Origin of the sequence: Leeuwenhoekiella sp. A16 (assembly GCF_047946675.1) — a bacterium.
Classification (GTDB): Bacteria; Bacteroidota; Bacteroidia; order Flavobacteriales; family Flavobacteriaceae; genus Leeuwenhoekiella.
This window is the reverse complement of record NZ_CP172313.1, coordinates 2,967,178-2,986,326: the sequence shown is the minus strand read 5'-3', so window position 1 is coordinate 2,986,326 and position 19,149 is coordinate 2,967,178. Positions and strand designations below refer to the sequence as shown.

Genomic DNA, 19,149 nt, shown 5'->3' with positions numbered 1-19,149 from the left:
ACCGAATATTCCTGTTCGGAAATAAATATTTTCATTCTCTCTATCTATATTTTAGCGAAAGAAGACTATTCCATTTCTTAAAAATTTCTTCTGGTTTATAACATTGACCCGCTTTAAAAGCGTTTTCTTGTAATAATTTTAAATTCCCATTGTTACTATATAAATTATTCAAAACAATTTCTGCATTCTTCACATAATTTATTTCGTTAAATAGGTAACCTGAATGTTTATCTTTAATTATTTCTATAGGCCCAGAGTGATTAGTGGCTAATGGTATTACACCTCTTGCCATTCCTTCTATAAGCACCATTCCAAAAAATTCTTCCCAATCACCCATTTTCAGTGATGGTATAAGTAAGACATCATTCATATCGTAAATATCTCTTAAAAGGGGATTAGTAAGATACCCATAGTATTTACAATTAGACCTATTCTTAATAAAAGAACGAACGTCTGCTTCCATTTCACCAGTTCCCACAAATCCAAAATTAAATTTCGCTGGATCTAAATTTTTAATTATTTCAAATATTAATGTTATCCCTTTTATTTGCCACAATCTTCCGACAAATAAACAATTGATGACTTTATGATTTTTATTGTTTAACTTATTCGATTCATATATCTTTTCAATAGAGTGGTTGACAATAGATATTTTCTTGGGATTATAATATTTAGTTATTTCATCTGCGGTTTTTCGAGAAACACAAAATACTCCAATAGCATTATTAATAAAATTTCTCCAAACATCTTTTGAATATTTCATTTCTGACAGGAACCTCTTCGCATAATTAGTATAATCCCATGAAGTTTGCGAGGTATGATAATAATATTTGTGCTTTTTGAAAAAAGAATAGTACAACATTAATCTCCAATCATAAGGCGCAATACCAATAATCACAACTTTATTTGAGGTAAACATCAAGTTTATTAAAAAAGCAATATTTATAAATTGTTTTTTTAATAATTCAAAATCCATTTTAAGAATAGATTTTGCCGACTTTCTGAAAATAGAAAACTCTCTGAATTTTACATTTATTCCCTCATATTGCTTAGATCCCCAGATCAGTGCCCGATAATGACTTTCAGCACCCCGCTCATGTAGTACATATATTATCATTCTCTTATCGCTTCTAAATACGCCATAGGTTTTTTTGATCTATTACGATATTTTAAAATTTTTAAAAATTGAAACTGGGCCTTTAGGCTCCCAATAGCAAATGCGATTTTCGAAATATGCTCATTTCCTTTATCAGGAAAAAATATATATTTAAAAATTTTATAAAACTGAATTAAGTATTGAACTACAATACTTCTGTTGATATCGACCAAAGTAGCTAATTGATTGACATACACTTGATGCACCTGATTGTTGTGATCTAGCTCTCTTTGAACTCGCTTTTCCCTATTGTGAACATATGAGGCCGATGTTACGATTCCTATTTTCATCTTGTTATACTTTACTCTTCTACTATAATCGTTTTCCACACCAAAATGTTGGAATGCAGGTGAAAAACCTCCTACTTTTTCTATACATTCCCTGGAAATCAACCATGCGGCAGAATTAACAAACTTACATTTTCTTATACTCTCATCTATAGGATAACTATTGTCATAATATTTCGCAAATTGAAAATCAAATTCTCCATCTACTCTCAATTGAAGAGGTGCAAAAACTCCAAAGCTAGGGTGTTTTAGGGATTCTAAAATTAAATTATTTATAGTAGTTGGTTTTACCCAGGCATCTTGATCCAGTAAAAATATATAATCTGCACACTCATTCAAAGCTATAGTAAAACCTCGATTATTAGCATTACCATAACCTAGGTTTTCTTTAGAAACCTTGACCTTTAAATCTGGGAAATTCTTATGAATTAAAGCTACTGTATTATCACATGAATTATTATCAAATATCAGAATTTCATGATGCTTAATATCAGAATTAGTAAGACTACTAATGCATTTAATAATAGTTTCCGCTCCATTATATGTCACAACAATTGAATAAACCTTTTGGCTTTGTAAAACCTTTTGCATGGTTGTCTTTCTTCTTAAATTTAATTAAAATGGTCTTGTAGAAACTCCTATTCTGCTCTGAGCAACATAAACCTTTGTCACGTTTTCAGCTATCCAGACGAATCCTGTTGAACCAGCAGCTCCTAAAACTCCATAGAATTGAATAAAAACAAAGTTCAAAAGAATGTTAAGTAATAGAAAACCCAAACATATTCGGCCATGAATTTTTTCATGACCGGTCATATTTAAAAGAGATGTAATACTTCCTGTTGCAATATTAAAAAATTGACCTATGCTCAAAATAATTAACACCCAATAACCTTCTCTAAATTCCTCACCCCATAGTGAAAGTATATACCCTCCAAAAAAAATATAGATAAGCAGAGGGAATATTGCAATAAATGCCAACCCCTGTGTTACTTTTTTTAACATAATTCTTAATTCTACTAATTCGCCATCAGCATAAAGAGAAGCTATCTTCGGTGCTACTGCCGAATTAGTAACCTGTAAAAAGAATCCAGTAATCAAAGCTACTTTAGCACTAACAGTATATAATCCTACTGCGGTTACATTAGAAAAAACTCCTAACATTACAGAATCGACGGTGCTACTTATAACCCCTGTTGCTGTAACCAATAACATTGGAAGAGCTGTCTTTAACAATTGCCCTCCAACGAATTCAAGATTAAAAGACTGTTTATAAAGTGAATTCCAGTATAAACCAATACACACAGTAACAACAACTACCCCTACCGCATAAGCTATAGATGCTATTATCACATCGATTACTATATTACTTAACCAACATACTCCTAAAACAATTAATGTTACTAAAACACTAAGAGCTTGATCAACAAGATTACTCTGCCATATTTTTCTATAACCTACGAGTCCTGCAGAAAATAATCTAGAAAACACTTGAGGCAAAATTACAGCTAAGGCAATTGTAAGGGGAATCGTTAATAACTCATTTTTAAAAATGTTAATTGAAATCCATGGAGCTGAAAGTATTAAAGGAACTGTAAGGATGATACTAAATACTCCTGCTAGTATATAGGAAGATTTCATTACCCTCCCAACTCGTTGGTGTAAATTATTATTTCGTGCAATGGCAACTTCTTTAATAATAACATTTGGAAGACCTAAAAGAAATAATACGAGTAATAATTGAACGAGCTGGTTAGAAAGATTTATAATTCCAAGACCGTCGGGACCTAAAATCCTTCCCAAAATTACGCTTAACACAAAACCCAATCCCATTGAAACAACTTTGACTAGTGTTGAGGTAGATGATTTTAAAAGAACCTCTCTTGTGTTACCATCTAGCTTTGCAATACCAGCAGAAATTATTTTAAGCATACAGCTTTAAAAAATTAAATATTAAGAATAATCGGCATACTCGTACTTTTTTAAGTACCACTCAATAGTTTTCTTTATACCACTTTCAAAATTTTCAGCAGCTTTCCAATTTAGATTATTTTCAATTTTCGTCGCATCAATAGCATAACGTCTATCGTGACCTGCCCTATCTTCTACATAGGTAATTTGCTCAACAAAACTTCCATCTTTTTTAGGTGCTAACTCGTCAAGTAAAGAACAAATGGTATGTGCTATATAATTGTTATTTCTTTCATTTCTCCCACCTATATTATACGTTTCTCCTGCTAAACCATTAAAATAAGCAAGATCAATCCCTTTACAGTGATCTAAAACATATAACCAGTCCCTTATATTTTTTCCATCACCATAAATAGGTATAGCTTCGCCTTGAAGTGCCTTACGTATAACTGTAGGAATTAATTTTTCGTCGTGTTGCTTAGGACCGTAATTATTAGAGCAATTGGTTATAATTGTATTTAACCCATATGTATGATGATAGCTACGCACTATCATATCTGAACTAGCTTTACTAGCGCTGTAAGGTGAATTAGGAGCATACGAGGTTTCTTCTGTAAACAGACCTGTTTCTCCTAAAGTACCATAAACTTCATCTGTAGAAATGTGTAAAAATCTATTTTTTTCAAAACCTTCTTTATACTTAAAAGGCTTTTCCATCCAGAATTTATACGCTACATCAATTAAAGTAAAAGTACCGTTAACATTAGTTTCTATGAAAACTCCAGGATTCTTTATAGAATTATCAACATGTGATTCAGCTGCAAAGTGTATAACTCCAGCAATATTATACTTTTCAAAAATATTCTCTATAAGAGATCTGTCACGAATATCACCTTTAACAAAGGTGTACCTGTCGTTATCACTAATTTCCTTTAGATTATCCAAATCTCCGGCGTATGTCAATAAATCGAGATTTATAAGGCCAAAATCGGGATTTTTATCTAAAAAATAAGGCACAAAGTTAGACCCTATAAATCCAGCGCCCCCTGTAATAAGTACGTTTTTCATTTGTTTACTTTTGTATGATTTTTAAGCAGTCTTCAAGGCTATCTTTCCAATAAGGTATCTCGATATTAAATTTAGATTTTAGACTGTTCTTATCCATTAAAGAATAAAATGGCCTTTTTGCGGGTGTAGGATATTCTGTAGTTGGTACGGGATTTACTTTGCAATTTTTATTACCAAGACTGATAATGGTTTTTGCAAAATCATACCAAGAACACACACCCTCATTTGTATAATGGTATATTTCTACTTTTTCATTTTGAATATCTAATGTCTTGTCTAGAATAAATTTAGCTAAATCTCTTGCATAAGTTGGGGCGCCTACCTGGTCTGCTATTACTTTTATTTCCTCACGTTCATCAGCTAATTTTAGCATCGTTTTTACGAAATTCCCGCCAAAAGAGGAATACACCCAAGAAGTTCTTATTATAAGCGAAGAGGGTGGATTTATTTCAAGTATTTTCTGTTCCCCATCTAATTTTGTTTTTCCATACATGTTAACAGGTGATGAAGGATGATCTACTTTGTAAGGCTCATATCCTTTACCATCAAAAATGTAATCTGTAGAAATGTGAATCAGCCCTATTTTATTAACCTGTGCTATTTCTGCTAAATAACCAACTGCTATGTTATTGATCTTGTCAGCAAGATTCTTGTCAGATTCTGCTTTATCTACAGCAGTATAAGCAGCGCAGTTTATAATAGCCTGTATTTTATTTTCTTCTATATATTGGGCTAAACTTTCTTTTTTTGTTATATCAAGCTCAGGTGCATCTGTAAAGAAAAAGTTGTACTGAGTAAAATCTGTAGCAAGATACTGTATCTCAGACCCCAATTGTCCGTTCGCTCCGGTAACAAGAATGTTTTTCTTACTCATATAAATTATCCTTAAAATCAAAAACTTTTGCATCCTTCAATAAAGGCTGCTTTGAATCTTTCTCTGAAAGCTTTAGATCTCCATCCGGAAGTTTCCAGTCGATATTTAATATCTCGTCATTAAAAAACAAGCCGCTGTCATGAGATGGAGCATAATAATTATCGCATTTATATGAAAAAGTAGCTTCCTCTGATAAAACTACAAAGCCATGAGCAAAACCCTTAGGAACGAAAAGCTGTTTTTTATTTTCTGCACTTAATTCTACTCCTACACTTTTACCAAAAGTGGGCGAGCCCTTTCTTAGGTCAACGGCGACATCAAGTACTTTACCTTCAGTCACTCTAACAAGTTTAGATTGGGTATAAGGAGGGGTTTGAAAATGAAGTCCCCTAAGCACCCCATAAGTTGATCTCGACTCATTATCCTGACAAAAATCCACTTTATAGCCTATAAATTCTTCAAATTGATCTCTTCGAAAAGATTCAAAGAAATAGCCTCGATGATCTCCAAAAACTTTTGGATTACAGATAACAACATCTGTAATTTCTGTTCTTTCAAAATCCATATTATTTCTTTTGAGCTCTATTTATAAGGTACTGCCCATATTCATTCTTTTTAAGCTCCTCTCCTAGAACTAAGAGTTGATCTTTTGTAATATAACCTTTATCAAAAGCAATTTCCTCTAGACAAGCCACTCTTAAACCCTGTCTCTTTTCTATAGTATGAATAAAATTAGAAGCTTCTAACATAGATTCATGTGTACCAGTATCGAACCATGCATAACCTCTACCCATAAGTTCAACATTAAGATTTCCCTCTTTTAGGTACATTTCATTCACAGTTGTTATCTCCAACTCACCACGCTCACTTGGCTTTACCTCTTGGGCTATTTTCACCACACTATTAGGATAAAAATACAGTCCTATAACGGCATAGTTGCTTTTGGGATCTTTTGGCTTTTCTTCTATATTTAACACTTGGCCTTCCTTATTAAAATCTACAACACCATATCTTTCTGGATCGTTAACATAATAGCCAAAAATAGTTGCCTTATTCTCATCCCTCACATTCTTAACAGATTTTTCTAACAACTCACTAAAACCATGACCGTAGAAAATATTGTCTCCTAATACCAGACATACATCATCATCACCTATAAAATCTTTACCCAGAATAAAAGCTTGTGCCAACCCATCTGGGCTTGGTTGTATTTTGTAGGAAAATTTCATTCCAATTTCTTTTCCATCGCCTAATAATTTTTCAAAATTAGGCAGGTCATGCGGCGTAGAAATAATTAGAACTTCCTTTATCCCCGAAAGCATCAGGACTGATAAAGGGTAATAAATCATTGGTTTATTGTAGATATTGAGAAGCTGTTTTGATGTACCTTTAGTAATAGGATATAGACGTGTGCCTGATCCTCCAGCTAAAATAATTCCTTTCATATTTGAGGGGTTATAGTTTTTAAATTTAGAAGAAATACTAGGGTTAATTAAAAGCGTTTTTTCATTCTTTCAAACCAGCTTTCATCAACACCATAGCTATACCCGTATTTTGTTCCGTATCCAAAGTTGGCATAGTTTACATCATTAACTACGAAAGCAATATTTTTCAGTTTGCCATCAACTCTTAACTCTTTAGGATATTGTAATAATTTCTTCTCTGTGTATTCTGCTCTTGACACGTAGATGGTTAAATCTGCATACTGGCTTATTAGTAATGTGTCTGTCACCAACATAGTTGGCGCAGTATCAACAATTATTATATCATAGACGCTCTTTTGAGATTCTAATAATTCCTCATATCTATCGCTCATTAGCAGTTCTGCAGGATTAGGAGGAATTCTACCTGATAACATTAAATCTATCTTGTGACCTTTTATTTCAAGCTTATTTATAATTGCAGATGGCACAATAGTCTCATCATGTAAATATTCAGAAAGACCGATTCCGGCATCTTTGCTTCCTAAATATCTGTGAAGCTGTGGATTTCTTAAATCTGCCCCTATCAATAATACTTTTTTACCCGTACTAGTTAATGTAAGTCCCAAATTGAATGAAGTAAAGGTTTTACCTTCACCCTTTATTGTTGATGTAACATATATAACTTGTTTACTTCCTTCCTTAGTTTTAGTAAAATAACTTAAATTAGTTCGTAGAATCCTAAAAGATTCTGCAAGCATCGATCTATCATTTGTTTCTATAAGATCGCTTTCTTTACTATTAATTTGAGGTATTTCTCCCAAAATGGGAATACCTGGTAAAGCATTCTCAATATCGCTCCTGTTATGAATTTTTGTATCTAATAAGTTGCGCGTATAAACAAATAGAAATGGAATAAGCAATCCAGCAACCAATGAGCCTAAATAAACAATTTTAGGTTTAGGAGAAACCGGTTTTAAACTACTATATGCTCTATCAACAATCTTGGCTTTTGGCGTTGTGACAGCAAGAGAAATTGCAGTTTCCTCTCTTTTCTGTAGAAGATAGAGATATAAAGCCTCCTTAATACTTTGCTGTCTTTCGATGCCACGAAACTGCTTTTCAACTCCTGGAATCTGTGAAATACGTGAACCAATTCTCCCTGACTGAGAGCTTAGATCCTGACTTGTAACACGCAAAGTAGAGCGTGCTGTATTTAAACTCTGCAGAACATTAGAACGAAGTTCTGCTATTTGATTTGTTAGTGATATTACAACTGGGTTCTTTTCAGTAGAACTGCGTAATAATCTATTGCGCTCCATGATCAATTCATTATAATTTTGAATCGACTGAGCCATAGCATCATCTTCTGTAATACCAAGATTAGAAGGCAAAAGCTCCTTATTAGAGCCATCTTCCAAATAATCTATCATATTATTAGTTAGCTCAAGTTTAGTAGAGACATCGAGGCTTCTCTTTTCATATTCACTTGCATTCTCTAAAAATAGCTGCCCCTCAGTTTGGATATCGGTAAGTCGATTTTCCTGTTTGAAATTAACTTTGTTACTTTCAACAGAATCCAGCTCCTGAGTAATAATATCAAGCCTTTTATCAATAAATTCAGCTGTATTTTTAGAGACAAGATTTTGATCATCAATTGCATCGTCATTATAAGCACTAATTAACCTATCAATTATTGCTTCTGATTTATTTCTTATAGGTGAGACAAGACTGAGTGAAATCACGCTACTATTTTTGGTTGTGGCTTGAACAGCTAAATTTTCCTGGAGATCAAGAACGACCACGTCATCATAGCTAAGTGTAACTTTAAAATCATTCCCTTGTTCGATAAAATAAGGTAATGATGCCTCAGGAACTAAAGTAATAGTTATATTGTTTAGTTGTACCTTTTTACCGTAAGAATATCTTTTCTTTGACTTATTAGCTTCTAGTAAATCAAACTCGGTTAAAGAAACAGGTGTTATAAGTAATTCCTTTATATTTTTAAGCTCCTCTTCTCCTTGCAACATCTTTACTGTAAAGGGTCTATCAATAAAGACTTCCTTTGAAACTATATCTCCTTCAAAAAAATAGCGTATGTTTAAGTCTAAATCTTTAACGACTTGAGTTAAAAGCTTTTTTGACTTTAGTATTTCAACTTCGTTCTCTAAGTCTGATGAACTTAACCCTCCTCCTGTTAGACCTAAGTCTTCAAATGCAGCTAATTCAGACAAAGAACTATTTTGTTCATCCTTAATCAAAATTGTTGCCTGAGTTCTATAATTCTCACTTGTGTATTTTAAATAGAGAAAGGCTAATGAGAGAATGAGCAATACTGATATAAGGAACCAAGGCCAATATCTTAAGTATAGATTAAGTTGATCTTTTAGATTGATTTCCTCATTAGGAGTCAAAGATTTACCGGTAGTACTCATATCCTATCTAGTTAAAATTGCTATTACTGAAATTACAATACCCGCTATAGAAACGAAAATACTAGAATTTCTATTAAAACCAGAACTTTGTACTTGTGCTGTATTTGGTGAAACTATAACAACATCATTTTGCTGTAAATAGTAATATGGTGAGTTCATCACATCTGCAGAAGTAAAATCAAGTTTGCCGTAGCTTTTATCCCCATTTTCTTCCCGCACCACAATCACATCTTTTCTTTTGCCAAAAATTGTCATATCTCCCGCGTAACCTAATGCTTCTAAAACTGTTATTCTTTCGTCATTAACGGTAAAAGTTCCTGGATTGTTCACTTCGCCCATAACCGTTATTGTGTAATTCAGAATTCTTAAATTTATTATTGGATTTATGATATATTCTGATAAAATATTGTGCAGCTCATTAATTGCCTCTTGTCGCGTTAACCCACCTAATTCTATTGTCCCTACAACAGGAAACTCAATTTCCCCACTTTTATCTACTAAATAAGTTTGTATTTGCTGCGTGTTCCTTATTGTTCCATCCACCGTAGGGCTACTTACTAATGGTGGATTGAAAGGAATTACCGTTTCAGGGTTTAGCGCAGAAACTGTTATGGTTAAAAGATCATCAGGACGAATTATAGTTTGATAATTATTAGTTTCAATTCCCTGATTTAATCGTTCTACATCTTGAAAATAAAGGACATTTCGCTTAGAAACACAGGATACAAAACCTATAGAAATTACAACAACCGCAAACAGAAATTTGAAGATTTTTTTCAATTTTTTATACATAAAATAAATTACTCTCGTAAATATTAACCTTAGCAATGATAAGATAATATCTTATATACTCAAACATTTGAATACTCTTCTCGTTGAAAGACAAATTTTTGAGTTATAGATGATATTATAATCATAAATTATCTATCAAGAATGGCCCATTGAGAATTTTGACTACGATAATCTGGCAGGATTTTCTTTAATAAAATGACGGTTTCTCTTTCATTTGAGTCTCGCGCATGCTCGATACACTTGGCTATTAAATCCAAATCTATACACACATTCTTCTTTTTATTAATGCGTTTTACCATTTTTACTTTTGAATCAATAATTTCTTCCTGCTCTTCAAATAGTTTCTCATACAGCCTTTCCCCATTTGTTAGTTCTCCTATTTTTATTCTATCACCTAAATTAGCACCTTCTTCATGTGCGATTTTAAGTGCAAGATCCCGTATTTTCAAACGCTCATAGTCTGTGGTAAAAAATACATTTCCTCCCAGTTCATTATGCATTACATCATAAGTTACAGATAAAACAGTTTTCATCTGAACAAACATTCTCTCTACTAATGGGTCTGAAAGAATCAAAGCATCTCCATTCCTTACGTTTTCACGAAAAATTGGAACTACAGAACCTTTTGAATTATACACATTGCATAACCGTAGTACATAAAATTGAGTTATGCGATCTGTTGACTGACTCAAAATGTATTTCTCTGCTATTTTTTTTGTCGCTCCCATGACACTAATAGGGTTAACAGCTTTATCAGTAGAATAAAAGATAGCTTTTTCTACAGAATGCTTTATGCACAAATCAACAACTACTTGTGTTCCTCTTATATTACTTATAACCGCAGGACAAGGATTATCCTCAACTAAGCTAACGTGTTTATAAGCCGCTGCATGAAATACAATATTTATAGTATTCTTTTCAAAAATTTTAATCATCGCAGATTCATCCGCGACATTGGCTATAATTGTATTTATTTTAATTTTTGGAAAAAGTTGATTTAATTTTAAAGCAAGAAGAAACAATGGGCTTTCGGCTATGTCAACTAATACAAGTAGCGAAGGTACTTTTTCAGCGAGGTATAAGGACAAGGCTTCTCCTATACTACCAGCTGCCCCAGTGATAAGTATTGATTTATTTGCTATTAAATTTGGTTTCTCTTTCAAATATCAGTTTTTGAAGTAGCCTTTTATAACAGATGCGATACGCTCTTTTTCTTTCATTGAAAGACTCGAGCCCGATGGCAGGCAAAGTCCGTTTAAATATAGCATTTCAGCAATGCCATTACCGTAATAATTGTATTTGGAATAAAATGATTGTTGGTGTAATGGTTTCCAAAGCATTCTGCATTCAATGTTTTCGGCTTCTAGGCATTTACGCAAATCATCTTTATTTATTTTATTTTCACCCTTTGGGTCAAATAAGATAGTTGTCAACCAAAAGTTACTGTAAAAATTTAAAATCGGCTCTTTAAGCATAAAAACCTCCTCTATGGTATCAAAAACCTCCCTATAAAACCAATTGTTTGCCCTGCGTATATTTACTTTTTTCTCAACACCTTTTAGTTGAGCTATTCCCATGGCCGCAGATAGACCAGACATCCCATAATTATATCCCAACATATCATGATTATAATCAAAATTGCTAGTTTTTGCCTGGTTTGCTAAATGGCGTGCATTTTTTTCTAATTTTTTATTCTTTATTACTAAAGCACCTCCTGTTCCCGTGGTAATAATTTTATTTCCATTAAATGAAAAGGTTGCAAAATCGCCAAAAGAACCGCATTTCCTATCTTTATATTTACTTCCTAAAGCCTCTGCAGCATCTTCAATAAGTGGAATGTTATATTTTTTTGATATTTCAGAAAGCTCGTCAATTTTACAAGGCATGCCATAAGAATGAACCACAATTATAGCAGCAGGTATCTTCCCGTCATTTTCAATCTCCTTTTTAATAGCATTTTCTAAAGTTTCAGGACACATATTCCATGTTTCCATCTCACTATCAATAAAAATAGGATTGGCGCCTATATACAGAATAGGATTTGCAGTAGCTACAAAAGACATAGTTTGACACATGACGCTGTCTCCTCGTGTCACACCAGCTAATAATAAGGCTAAATGTATTGCTGAAGTACCCGAGTTTAAGGCTACAACCGGTGAATCAACTTCTAAATATCTTTTTAAATCCTCTTCAAAAGCAGTTGTAGCAGGCCCTCCAGTAGTTACCCAATTAGAATCTATAAGATCATTTAAAGACTGCTTCTCATCATCTTCAATATGCGGAGGCGAAAGCCATATTTTAGAATTGTCTTTCATTAACGTAATGATGACGTTGATTTAATATGCCTTCTCTTCCCCTCTTATTGCATTTACGACAGTATAGTATATTATTTTTAAATCGAGTTGAACAGACCATTTTTCAAGATAGAATATATCAAGTCGCACTCTATTAATAATATCTGAATCGTCTAATATTTCACCTCTATATCCTCTTATTTGGGCTAAACCGGTAATACCCGGTTTTACAAAGTGCCGTACTAAATATTTATCTACTGAGTTCTCATACTTTCTCGTGTGAGCCTCCATATGTGGGCGTGGCCCCACTACACTCATGTCCCCAAAGAAAACATTGTAAAATTGCGGCAACTCATCGATACTAGTCTTACGTAAAATCTTTCCGATTCTGGTTATTCTATTATCGTCCTTAGAACTCATTTTACTATTAGCCTCATCGTTACTTGTCATCGATCTGAATTTATAGCACCAAAAAGGTTCTTTATTGAAGCCATGCCTCTTCTGCCTAAAAAAAAGAGGCCCTCTAGATTCAATATTCATTATAATGAAAATCAATGGTGTTAACCAAGATAGCAAAAAGACAATAACAAAAGATGAGAAAACCAGATCAAATGCACGCTTTGCATATTTTCCATACCCTGTGTCTAGGGGCATTTTTCGCAAATTGAATACAGGAACAGTACCATATAATTCAACATTCATAGCACGGGTATAAATCTCCTTATTATCTGGTATGATTTTTAGTTTCTTCAGATTATTATCTGCAAAATGTATAAGCTCCTGTAACTCCTCATAAGTTAGCCTTGATACCATACAATACACCTCGTCTATATCATTTTCTAAAATATAAGAGAATGAATTTGATATAGGTCCTAAATAGGTTTTGCTTTTAGATTGCACGTTATCAAAATATCCCATATAGCGATATCCAAACTCTGATCTATCAAAAATCGAACGTATTTTCTTTAATTTTCTATCTCGCCCAACAACAATAACATTAGCACTGTTACCTCCTTCGCTTCTGTAAAATTTTATAAAAGAATAAAAAAGCCATCTATATGCAGTAAGACCCACGTATAGAATAAAAATCACATAAAGTTGATAGATAGGATTATAATCTATTTGTTTAAAACCTAACCATGCAAAATATCCTAGTCCATAGATGAAAAATTGCTGAACAGGCTTATGCAGGTTTGTATAAAACGTCTCTTTTCTCGCCGTAGGATAAAAGTTAAAAAGAACAGCTATTAAAACCCAACTTAGATTATAATAAATAATAGAAGAAAACTCCAGGTAAGTTTCTGGAGTTAAGAGATATAAGGTCGTATTTATAATAGCCAGATGTGCTAATATCGAAAGAGGAATTATTAAAGCAGATCTTTTCATATTACCTTATAACAAAATTTAAAAGTAGAATATATACTATTTTAAGTGAGTCAAAAAATATGTCAATAATTGACGTGATTATTGTTTTAAATTAACCACTATTCATTCAAAAATAACATTCAATTATCCCGATTTATGAACTAAAAAACGGCTTTTATGATACTAAAAACCAATTATTAAGTAGATTTTCTCGATTATACAACATTTCTTTTTTAGTGCTATAATCGATTACAGTTTTACCCGCATACATACAAATTGCTTGCCCGGCAGCTGTGTCCCATTCCATAGTAGGTGCAAATCGAGGATAACAATCAGCTATACCTTCAGCAACCATACAAAGTTTAAGGGAACTACCTTTTGATATTGTCTGCAACCCAGGATAATCCTTTTTTAAATTCTCGATAAAATCTTCAGTTTCCGGAGAAAGGTGAGATTTACTTGCAACGACCTGATACGCTCTTTCCTTTTTCTCAAGAGGCAGTTTTAAGCTTTGATCAAACCGATTTTCAAAGTCACTAAAGCTAGTTATATTCTCCAACTTGAAACAACCCAGGTTTTTTTCAGCAAAATATAAATCCTTTAGAACAGGAACGTAAATCACACCTAGAACAGGAACATTATTTGCAACAAGCGCTATATTAACTGTAAATTCTCCATTTCTTTTAATGAACTCTTTGGTGCCGTCTATAGGATCTACAATCCATAAAGTTTCCCAATCCTTTCTCTCCTCAAAAGCAATATCTCTTCCTTCTTCAGATAAAATAGGAAAAGATGTTTGCTTTAAAAAAGAGACTATTTTTAAATGCGAGGCTTTATCTGCACTTGTAAGCGGTGATTTATCCTCTTTGAAGGCGACTTCAAAATTATCTTCATTATAGATTTTTAGAATCTCCTCTCCCGCTTCAACAGCTGCCTGAATGGCTATTTTTAAATTACCTGATATATCCATAATTAAATAATCATGCCTGCAGCAACAGTTTCATTAGTACTTTCATCAATTAGGATAAGGCTTCCTGTACCTCTATTCTGATTATATTCATCAACCAATAAAGGCTTTGTAGTTCTAATTTTCACTCTTATAATATCATTCATCTCTACATCAGACACATCTTCTTGACGATGTAAAGTATTAATATCTACTTTATATAAAATCTCCTTAATTATCGCACGTGCATCAACCGTTGTATGTTTTACGGTATACTTTGCTCTGGGTTGAAATTTCTCATTATTAAGCCAACATAACATGACTTCGATATCCTGCTTTTGCTCAGGTTGATTATGCTCTCTCACAATCATATCGCCTCTGCTTACATCAATATCATCTTCAAGATTGATAGTAACGGATTGAGGAGGAAATGCTTCATCAAGAGTTTCTTCGCCAAGAACTATAGATTGAATTTTTGATTTGTAACCAGAAGGTAGAACCATAACTTCATCTCCTTTTTTAAATATCCCGCTTACAATTCTACCTGCATAGCCTCTATAATCATGATGTTCATCACTAAATGGACGTATTACTGTTTGAACCGGGAATCTGCAGTCAACCATATTATAATCGCTGCTTATATGTATAGTTTCTAAAGTCCCCAGTAAAGTATCACCCTTATACCAGTCCATATTTTCAGACTTATTAACTACATTATCACCATTCAAGGCGGAAATAGGTATAAACCTGATGTCGTTAATTTGCAGTTTAGAAGCAAAACTTTTGTAATCTTCTACGATTTTATCATATTCTTCTTCACTATAGTTAATGAGATCCATCTTATTAACACACACCACAACATGCTGTAACTGAAGTAAAGAAGCTATAAATGAATGCCTTTTTGTTTGCTCAATCACACCTTTTCTCGCATCGACAAGAATTAAGGCTAAATTTGCAGTTGATGCCCCAGTGATCATATTTCGAGTATACTGAATATGCCCAGGGGTATCTGCTACAATAAATTTTCTTTTAGGAGTAGAAAAATATCTATAAGCAACATCAATGGTAATCCCTTGTTCTCTTTCATCCTTAAGTCCATCAGTTAGATGAGCAAGTTCGAGGTGTGAGATGCCTTTTTTCTCCGAGATTTTTTGAAGGTTTTCTATTTGGTCAGTATATATAGATTTTGAATCATAAAGCAATCTGCCTATTAAGGTAGATTTCCCATCATCTACACTTCCCGCCGTTGTAAATCTTAATATCTGCTTTTCTTCGTTTTTAAGTATATTACTCATTTTACTTATTAGATATTTATTATACTAAAAATAACCTTCTTTCTTTCTGTCTTCCATTGAAGTTTCTGATCGTTTATCATCAGACCGATTTCCTCGCTCCGTTTGACGCGCGACTGCTACTTCTTCAAGAATAAGATCAAGTGTATCTGCATTTGATTCATCACCACCAGTAATAGTTATATCACCCAGGGTACGAAAACGAATTCTCTTTGTTACTACTTCTTCTTTAGGACGAAGGGTGGTGAATTCAGAGAAAGGTATCCATGAATTATTCCTCCAAATAACCTCTCGATCATGTGCAAAATACAACATAGGTAACTCAAGTGCATTTGCTGTAATATATTGCCATACATCTAATTCTGTCCAGTTACTAATAGGAAAAACTCTAAAGTTCTCGCCCATATTATACCGACCGTTCATTAAATTCCACAGCTCAGGTCTTTGGTTTTTAGGATTCCATTGACCAAATTCGTCACGATGTGAAAAGAATCGCTCTTTAGCTCTTGCTTTTTCTTCATCTCGTCTACCGCCGCCAATACAAGCATCAAATTGATTTTCTTCTATTGCTTCAAGCAGGGAAGTTGTCTGTAATTTATTTCTATTGGCATCCATACCCGTCTCTTCTCTTACGGTGCCTCGCTTTATAGATTCTTCAACAGAACCCACAACCAATTTCACTCCCAATTTTTTCATCAATTGATCTCTAAAAGCGATAGTTTCAGGAAAATTGTGCCCTGTATCAACATGTAAAAAAGTAAAAGGTATTGGCGCTGGATAAAAAGCTTTCTTCGCTAAATGCGTTACTAATATAGAATCTTTACCCCCAGAAAATAAAATTGCTGGATTTTGAAATTGAGCAGCAGTTTCTCTTAATATATAAATTGCTTCAGCTTCTAACTCTTCTAAGTGAGATAATGCGTATTTTCTCATAACTTAATAAATTACTTTATTTTTAATTTCTTTCCATATTTCCTGAACACATTCTTCAATAGACTGCTCAGCTGTAAAAATTTCTACATCAGGGTTTTCGGGCTTTTCAAACGGAGCCGATATCCCCGTGAAATTTTGTATTTGTCCATTTCTAGCTTTAGCATACAGCCCTTTAACATCTCTTTGTTCACATACTTCGAGAGGACAGTTTACGTATACTTCTATATACTTTTCTCCCAAAATTTCTCTTGATCGCTGTCTATCCTCTTCTAAAGGAGTAATAAAAGCAGTTAATGTAATAATTCCTGCATCAGTAAATAATTTACCAACTTCTGCAATTCTCCTTAAATTCTCTGACCGATCATGAGCTTCAAAGCCCAGATCTTTATTAATACCCATTCTGATATTATCGCCATCGAGAGTATAAGTATTTAATCCTTTATTAAAAAGAAAATATTCTAGAGCATCAGAAACTGTAGATTTCCCACTGCCAGAGAGACCAACGAACCAAATCACAATAGATTTATGCTGCGCACGTTCAGCCCTGGTTGACTGTGTGATTTTATAATCCTGTTTTCTTAAATTACTTCCCAAATTAATTTATTTTATATTTTATCATTATGTACCCAATTACCCCAATTACATACAATACAGTTAATGGAGCACCAACCTTAAAGAAATCTTTGAATCTATAGTCACCCGGAGCCAAGATAATTAAATTAGTTTGATAACCTATTGGTGTCATAAACGCAGCCGATGCTCCAAACGCCACAACCAAATACAATGCTTCACCTGGTATACCTGTTGTTAGACTAATTGAATAAGCCAATGGAAATGCTATAGAAACGGCTGCTACATTGGTTATAAATGATGTCAACAATATCGTAAAAAGCATTAATCCCAAAATAATCACCAGCATTCCATAAGGCTGAAGCATAAACAACAACTTTCCTGAAATAAAGTCAGCGAGCCCCGACGAAATAAAAACTTCCCCTATAATTATAGAAGCGCACAAAACTACAAACAAGTCAACTCTGAAACCACTCTTTATGGAGTTAATTGAGGTATAACCCAAACTTAGAAGTAATATAAGGGTCAAAAATAAAAAGAGAAATAAATCAATTCTTTCGAAAAACATTGTCAATCCCAAAAGGCTCAATCCACAAAGAAATTTAACTTTATTATTTGACTGCTTACCTTTAGTTTTTAAATTAGAAAGAATATAAAAATCTGCTCGTATAGATTCTGAAAGATTAGAGTGGGGTACAACAATTAGAAGATCTCCACTTCTCAATTTAATTTCCCCAATTCTTCCGCTCAAATCCTCACCATTTCTATGAACGGCAAGTATAGTGGCACTGTATTTAGCACGAAAATCAGTATCTTTTATTCGTTTCCCATCTAACCAAGAGTTAGTAGGAATTGACAGTTCGACGTATTCTAATTTATCCTCGTATTTATTAAGTTTATTACTTATAAATTCAATATTATTATCCTCTTCATTTATGAGCATCACATCTTCCAGGCTGCCAGAAAATATTAATCTGTCTCCTCCCTCAACAATAAGATTTTTTGATGCAACTACTTTAAAAATTTTATTACCCCTCACAATTTCAATTAGAGAGATTCCTCTAAAATCCTTTATCCCACTGTCTTCTATACTTTTACCCACAAGGGTAGAGCTACTGCCAACCTTAGCTTCGACAAAATATTTTCTAACAGCATTTCTCTTTTGTAGGGGCGTAAGCGATCTGGATGGCAAAAGCTTAAATCCAATTACTAAAAAATAAATAATCCCAATACCAGTTACTATTAAACCAGGAACAACAAAATCATAAAGCTTGAAAAGTTCTAACCCATTACTTTCTAAAAGGCCATTGAGAACAAGATTTGTTGATGTACCTATGAGCGTAATCATTCCCCCTAAAATTGCTGAAAAGGAAAGTGGAATAAGAAGCTTAGAAGGCGATATCCCATAGTATTCTCCCTTTTTCATGACATAAGGGATTAGGATTATTACCACAGGGGTATTGTTGAAAACCGAAGAAATAAGCGCGACACAAGCACATAAAACAGTGAAAAAAACAAATTTTGACCGTATTTTACCCATTATCCTATCAAGAAACTTACCTATATCAAAGTATTCATTTATGATCGAGCTAATTGCAATAACAATAAATATTATTAAAACACTTTTTGTAATTAATGCTTTTAGAATTGAATCAACACTTATATAACCAAGTAACAAAAAAATTCCCACAACAATTCCAAAAACTGTTGCGGGCCTTCTTTTTGAACGTATTAATTCAAAAATCATAAAAGCCAATACAATTCCAACTATTAAACTTTTATAACTCGAAATAAAACTATTCAATATA

The 19,149-nt window shown here is 33.2% G+C and carries 17 protein-coding genes; all 17 read right to left on the bottom strand.

Annotated features, from left to right (window positions below; all coding sequences use genetic code 11):
- Window positions 1-40 precede the first annotated feature (40 nt).
- The 17 genes from ACH3O9_RS13070 to ACH3O9_RS12990 all read right to left on the bottom strand — a co-directional run bounded on the left by ACH3O9_RS13070 (window position 41) and on the right by ACH3O9_RS12990 (window position 19,145).
- Window positions 41-1,117: a glycosyltransferase family 4 protein gene (locus ACH3O9_RS13070; RefSeq protein WP_416441141.1), complete on the bottom strand. Its 1,077-nt coding sequence runs from the start codon at window positions 1,115-1,117 to the stop codon at window positions 41-43.
- Window positions 1,114-2,034: a glycosyltransferase gene (locus ACH3O9_RS13065; protein ID WP_416441139.1), complete on the bottom strand. Its 921-nt coding sequence runs from the start codon at window positions 2,032-2,034 to the stop codon at window positions 1,114-1,116. The genes ACH3O9_RS13070 and ACH3O9_RS13065 overlap by 4 nt, the downstream gene beginning before the upstream one ends.
- Window positions 2,035-2,058: 24 nt before the next feature.
- A complete protein-coding gene (locus ACH3O9_RS13060) occupies window positions 2,059-3,372 on the bottom strand; it encodes an oligosaccharide flippase family protein (RefSeq protein WP_416441137.1) in 1,314 nt (437 codons plus the stop codon).
- A gap of 21 nt (window positions 3,373-3,393) precedes the next feature.
- The gene (gene rfbB / locus ACH3O9_RS13055; protein WP_416441135.1) at window positions 3,394-4,419 is read right to left on the bottom strand and encodes a dTDP-glucose 4,6-dehydratase; all 1,026 of its coding nucleotides are present in this window, start codon (window positions 4,417-4,419) and stop codon (window positions 3,394-3,396) included.
- A gap of 4 nt (window positions 4,420-4,423) precedes the next feature.
- Complete coding sequence (rfbD, locus tag ACH3O9_RS13050) at window positions 4,424-5,293, bottom strand: dTDP-4-dehydrorhamnose reductase (protein ID WP_416441133.1); 870 nt, start codon at window positions 5,291-5,293, stop codon at window positions 4,424-4,426.
- Complete coding sequence (gene rfbC, locus ACH3O9_RS13045) at window positions 5,286-5,858, bottom strand: dTDP-4-dehydrorhamnose 3,5-epimerase (protein ID WP_416441131.1); 573 nt, start codon at window positions 5,856-5,858, stop codon at window positions 5,286-5,288. Before rfbC ends, rfbD begins: the two co-directional genes overlap by 8 nt.
- A gap of 1 nt (window position 5,859) precedes the next feature.
- Complete coding sequence (gene rfbA / locus ACH3O9_RS13040) at window positions 5,860-6,738, bottom strand: glucose-1-phosphate thymidylyltransferase RfbA (RefSeq protein WP_416441129.1); 879 nt, start codon at window positions 6,736-6,738, stop codon at window positions 5,860-5,862.
- Window positions 6,739-6,785: 47 nt separating this feature from the next.
- Complete coding sequence (locus tag ACH3O9_RS13035) at window positions 6,786-9,149, bottom strand: GumC family protein (RefSeq protein ID WP_416441127.1); 2,364 nt, start codon at window positions 9,147-9,149, stop codon at window positions 6,786-6,788.
- A 3-nt stretch (window positions 9,150-9,152) separates the two neighbouring features.
- Entirely contained in the window at window positions 9,153-9,929 is a 777-nt protein-coding gene (locus ACH3O9_RS13030) for a polysaccharide biosynthesis/export family protein (protein ID WP_416441125.1), read from the bottom strand.
- Window positions 9,930-10,069: 140 nt separating this feature from the next.
- Window positions 10,070-11,104 (bottom strand): polysaccharide biosynthesis protein, encoded by a 1,035-nt coding sequence (locus ACH3O9_RS13025; protein WP_416441123.1) that lies wholly within the window; start codon window positions 11,102-11,104, stop codon window positions 10,070-10,072.
- A 3-nt stretch (window positions 11,105-11,107) separates the two neighbouring features.
- Window positions 11,108-12,256, bottom strand: coding sequence for an aminotransferase class I/II-fold pyridoxal phosphate-dependent enzyme (locus ACH3O9_RS13020; RefSeq protein ID WP_416441121.1), 1,149 nt, complete (start codon window positions 12,254-12,256; stop codon window positions 11,108-11,110).
- Window positions 12,257-12,277: 21 nt separating this feature from the next.
- Complete coding sequence (locus tag ACH3O9_RS13015) at window positions 12,278-13,621, bottom strand: exopolysaccharide biosynthesis polyprenyl glycosylphosphotransferase (protein WP_416441119.1); 1,344 nt, start codon at window positions 13,619-13,621, stop codon at window positions 12,278-12,280.
- Window positions 13,622-13,775: 154 nt separating this feature from the next.
- Entirely contained in the window at window positions 13,776-14,570 is a 795-nt protein-coding gene (gene cysQ / locus ACH3O9_RS13010) for a 3'(2'),5'-bisphosphate nucleotidase CysQ (protein ID WP_416441117.1), read from the bottom strand.
- Window positions 14,571-14,572: 2 nt separating this feature from the next.
- Window positions 14,573-15,841, bottom strand: coding sequence for a sulfate adenylyltransferase subunit CysN (gene cysN / locus ACH3O9_RS13005; protein ID WP_416441115.1), 1,269 nt, complete (start codon window positions 15,839-15,841; stop codon window positions 14,573-14,575).
- Between the two features lie 24 nt (window positions 15,842-15,865).
- Complete coding sequence (gene cysD / locus ACH3O9_RS13000) at window positions 15,866-16,771, bottom strand: sulfate adenylyltransferase subunit CysD (RefSeq protein WP_416441113.1); 906 nt, start codon at window positions 16,769-16,771, stop codon at window positions 15,866-15,868.
- Window positions 16,772-16,774: 3 nt separating this feature from the next.
- Window positions 16,775-17,365, bottom strand: a complete 591-nt coding sequence (gene cysC, locus ACH3O9_RS12995; RefSeq protein ID WP_416441111.1) for an adenylyl-sulfate kinase — start codon at window positions 17,363-17,365, stop codon at window positions 16,775-16,777.
- 1 nt (window position 17,366) lies between these two features.
- Complete coding sequence (locus ACH3O9_RS12990) at window positions 17,367-19,145, bottom strand: SLC13 family permease (RefSeq protein ID WP_416441109.1); 1,779 nt, start codon at window positions 19,143-19,145, stop codon at window positions 17,367-17,369.
- Window positions 19,146-19,149: the final 4 nt, after the last annotated feature.

Coding starts and splice junctions, on each gene's coding strand:
- ACH3O9_RS13070 (WP_416441141.1), bottom strand. CDS start 1,117: ATGATAATATATGTACTACATGAGCGGGGTGCTGAAAGTCATTATCGG.
- ACH3O9_RS13065 (WP_416441139.1), bottom strand. CDS start 2,034: ATGCAAAAGGTTTTACAAAGCCAAAAGGTTTATTCAATTGTTGTGACA.
- ACH3O9_RS13060 (WP_416441137.1), bottom strand. CDS start 3,372: ATGCTTAAAATAATTTCTGCTGGTATTGCAAAGCTAGATGGTAACACA.
- rfbB (WP_416441135.1), bottom strand. CDS start 4,419: ATGAAAAACGTACTTATTACAGGGGGCGCTGGATTTATAGGGTCTAAC.
- rfbD (WP_416441133.1), bottom strand. CDS start 5,293: ATGAGTAAGAAAAACATTCTTGTTACCGGAGCGAACGGACAATTGGGG.
- rfbC (WP_416441131.1), bottom strand. CDS start 5,858: ATGGATTTTGAAAGAACAGAAATTACAGATGTTGTTATCTGTAATCCA.
- rfbA (WP_416441129.1), bottom strand. CDS start 6,738: ATGAAAGGAATTATTTTAGCTGGAGGATCAGGCACACGTCTATATCCT.
- ACH3O9_RS13035 (WP_416441127.1), bottom strand. CDS start 9,149: ATGAGTACTACCGGTAAATCTTTGACTCCTAATGAGGAAATCAATCTA.
- ACH3O9_RS13020 (WP_416441121.1), bottom strand. CDS start 12,256: ATGAAAGACAATTCTAAAATATGGCTTTCGCCTCCGCATATTGAAGAT.
- ACH3O9_RS13015 (WP_416441119.1), bottom strand. CDS start 13,621: ATGAAAAGATCTGCTTTAATAATTCCTCTTTCGATATTAGCACATCTG.
- cysQ (WP_416441117.1), bottom strand. CDS start 14,570: ATGGATATATCAGGTAATTTAAAAATAGCCATTCAGGCAGCTGTTGAA.
- cysN (WP_416441115.1), bottom strand. CDS start 15,841: ATGAGTAATATACTTAAAAACGAAGAAAAGCAGATATTAAGATTTACA.
- cysD (WP_416441113.1), bottom strand. CDS start 16,771: ATGAGAAAATACGCATTATCTCACTTAGAAGAGTTAGAAGCTGAAGCA.